This window comes from Testudinibacter crocodili (assembly GCF_006228025.1).
In the GTDB taxonomy this organism is placed as follows: Bacteria; Pseudomonadota; Gammaproteobacteria; order Enterobacterales; family Pasteurellaceae; genus Chelonobacter.
The window spans coordinates 1-2,996 of the sequence record NZ_VDHF01000153.1; the positions used below are offsets into that span (position 1 = coordinate 1).

The 2,996-nt window shown below is 45.1% G+C and carries 3 protein-coding genes; 1 reads left to right on the forward strand and 2 read right to left on the reverse strand.

Annotated elements, in window-relative coordinates; all coding sequences use genetic code 11:
* Positions 1-22 precede the first annotated feature (22 nt).
* Both FHQ23_RS11985 and FHQ23_RS11990 read right to left on the reverse strand, forming a co-directional pair.
* Entirely contained in the window at positions 23-484 is a 462-nt protein-coding gene (locus FHQ23_RS11985) for an outer membrane lipoprotein (protein ID WP_132966491.1), read from the reverse strand.
* A 32-nt stretch (positions 485-516) separates the two neighbouring features.
* A complete protein-coding gene (locus FHQ23_RS11990; protein ID WP_139614524.1) occupies positions 517-1,110 on the reverse strand; it encodes a VOC family protein in 594 nt (197 codons plus the stop codon).
* A gap of 82 nt (positions 1,111-1,192) precedes the next feature.
* Here FHQ23_RS11990 and argS point away from each other — a divergent pair, with 82 nt between their 5' ends.
* A complete protein-coding gene (gene argS / locus FHQ23_RS11995) occupies positions 1,193-2,923 on the forward strand; it encodes an arginine--tRNA ligase (protein ID WP_139614525.1) in 1,731 nt (576 codons plus the stop codon).
* The last annotated feature ends 73 nt before the right edge of the window (positions 2,924-2,996 follow it).

Sequence of the window (2,996 nt, forward strand, 5' to 3'; positions counted from 1 at the left end):
TTAATTTACAATATGATTTTAATTACAACGCCGAGACGTTCAGGGTTGAGCCGCCAACGATGCGAACTCGCGCTCCCGGCACTAGGGTGGAGTCATATTTCTGGACTACCACGATTTCTTTGCCGTCATCTTTGCGAATCACTAATTCCAACGAATCTACTTTACTGGCTTTTTGTTCTACCGTGCTGCCAAGAACAGCCCCGGCGACGGCGCCCACTGCTGTCGCAATCGCTTGCCCGGAACCACCGCCGACGGTTGAACCTAAAATACCACCAATTGCACCACCGCCAACTGTACCGATTACACCTTGATTCGGTGCTTGAATATCGACCTGACGGCTAGAAACAATGGTGCCATAGCTGATTGAACGCGCTTCTTTCGCTTGGTCACCGGTATAAACATTACCGCTATAAATATCTTTGTTGGCACAGCCAACTACAGCCAATCCCATCATTGCGGTTAATGCTAACATCGATTTTTTCATAAGTTTTTCCTTAAATTACATTGGAGTCATGATCACCGCGCTTGCTTGACCACATCTCGGATATGATAGGGATGTAGCTTAATACAAGTGCGGTTTTCAATATTGTTAGTAAATGTTATTGCCATTGAGAGGTTACAACACTGCTCGCCGACGACTTTAGGTTCGCCGACTTTGACTGTTAAAAAAGGCTTTTCGTTCAAACAAAATTGCCGATTTAGACGTTCAAGCCATTCAGTTGGCGATTCTTTAGCCAAAAAAGGCACTACTACTTCGATATGTTCCCATCCTTGCTGTGGATAGCGCTTATTTTTCGGCAGTGGCAATTCAATCACCGACACCGATTGTTCGGCAAAAACCAGCGGTTGCGACAACGCCACTAAATAAATCGGTCGTCCATTTACCTGATTATCACTCAGCAGTTGACCGCACTTTAGCAATGAAGCCAGCCAAAGCTCACCCTGCTGCTGTGTATTCACCCGCACCGCCAGATGATCAATCAACCAGGTTTGCCGATCTAATCCAATCGCATCGGCTAATTGTATAATATTTTGCTGAAAAATAGCCAGTGTGCGACCAAGTGCGGTTTCCAGCTGCAATAATGGATGGACATTTGTTAAATTTGCCATTTTTAAAGACTCCGTCTTTCCTCAATCCCGATAAAACGGTATTATAGCGACCAGTTTATTAATCTAAAAGGCTACAATTTCTGTGAATATTCAACACATTCTATCGCAAAAAATTAAACAGGCAATGATCGCTGCCGGTGCAGAATCACAATGCGATGCCCTAGTGCGTCAATCCGGCAAAGCGCAATTCGGCGATTATCAGGCAAACGGCGTGATGGCGGCGGCTAAAAAACGGGGAATGAATCCGCGCGAATTGGCACAAAAAACCATTGAAAATCTGGAATTAGGTGATTTATTGGAAAAAGCGGAAGTTGCCGGACCGGGATTTATCAATCTATTTCTTAAAAATACTTGGTTGGCACAACAAAGCCGACAATTGCTGCAACAACAAGCACTGGTGGAAAAAGTCACACAGCCACAAACTATCGTTGCCGACTATTCCGCACCAAATGTCGCCAAACAGATGCATGTCGGACACCTGCGTTCAACCATTATCGGCGATGCGGTAGTGCGGGTTTTGCAATATTTAGGACATAACGTCATTCGCGCCAACCATGTCGGCGATTGGGGTACTCAGTTCGGAATGCTGATTGCTTATCTGGAAAAAGTCGAAAATGAACATGCCGATGATTTAGCGCTCAGCGATTTGGAAGCCTTTTACCGTGCCGCCAAACAATGTTATGACAATGATGCCGAGTTTGCCGAGAAATCCCGCGCCTATGTGGTGAAACTGCAAGGTGGTGATCAATATTGTCTGACGATGTGGCGCAAATTGGTGGATATCACCATGCAGCAAAATCAACAGACTTATGACCGTTTAAATGTCACGTTGAGTAATGACGATGTGATGGGCGAAAGTCTATACAATCCGATGCTGCCGGCGATTGTTGCTGATTTGAAAAATAAAGGTATTGCAGTGGAAGATCAAGGTGCGGTCGTGGTCTTTTTGGACGAATTCAAAAACAAAGATGGCGAACCGATGGGGGTGATTATCCAAAAAAGTGACGGCGGCTTTCTGTACACCACCACCGATATTGCAGCGGCAAAATATCGGCATGAAGTGCTGCATGCGGATCGTGCGCTGTATTTCACCGACAGCCGTCAGAGCCAGCATTTACAACAGGCGTGGACGATTGTGCGCAAAGCCGGTTATATTCCCGACAGCATGTCACTGGAGCATTTCAATTTCGGCATGATGTTGGGCAAAGACAACAAACCGTTTAAAACCCGCTCCGGTGATACGGTGAAACTAACCGATTTGTTAGACGAAGCGATTGAACGCGCGGAACAACTGATTAGCGCCAAAAATCCAACCCTCAGTGAACAAGAGTTGCAACAAGTGGTGGAAGCCGTAGCGATTGGTGCAGTCAAATATGCAGATCTCTCCAAAAATCGTACCACAGATTATGTGTTTGATTGGGACAATATGCTCAGTTTTGAAGGCAACACCGCACCTTATATGCAGTATGCCTACACCCGTATTCACTCCATTTTCAGCCGTAGCCAGGTTGATAGTGCAACATTGCAGGGTACGATTTGCTTAAACGAAGAGAAAGAGCGGGCGCTTGCGATTAAGTTGTTGCAGTTTGAAGAAGCGGTACAAACAGTCGCAAGAGAAGGCACACCACATGTACTTTGCGCTTATTTATATGAACTGGCAGGGATTTTTTCCGGTTTCTATGAGAGTTGCCCGATTTTGAATAGTGAAGACGAAGCAATTAAAAACAGCCGTTTACAACTGGCGGCTTTAACCCAAAACACACTGCGTCAAGGCTTAGATCTATTGGGGATTAAAATCGTTAGCAAAATGTAATTTTACGCATCATCAGAAACTAAAAAAGTAGAAGATCAATACTGCTCTTCTACTTTTTGGCATAGTAGACAAA

Coding starts and splice junctions, on each gene's coding strand:
- FHQ23_RS11985 (WP_132966491.1), bottom strand. CDS start 484: ATGAAAAAATCGATGTTAGCATTAACCGCAATGATGGGATTGGCTGTA.
- FHQ23_RS11990 (WP_139614524.1), bottom strand. CDS start 1,110: ATGGCAAATTTAACAAATGTCCATCCATTATTGCAGCTGGAAACCGCA.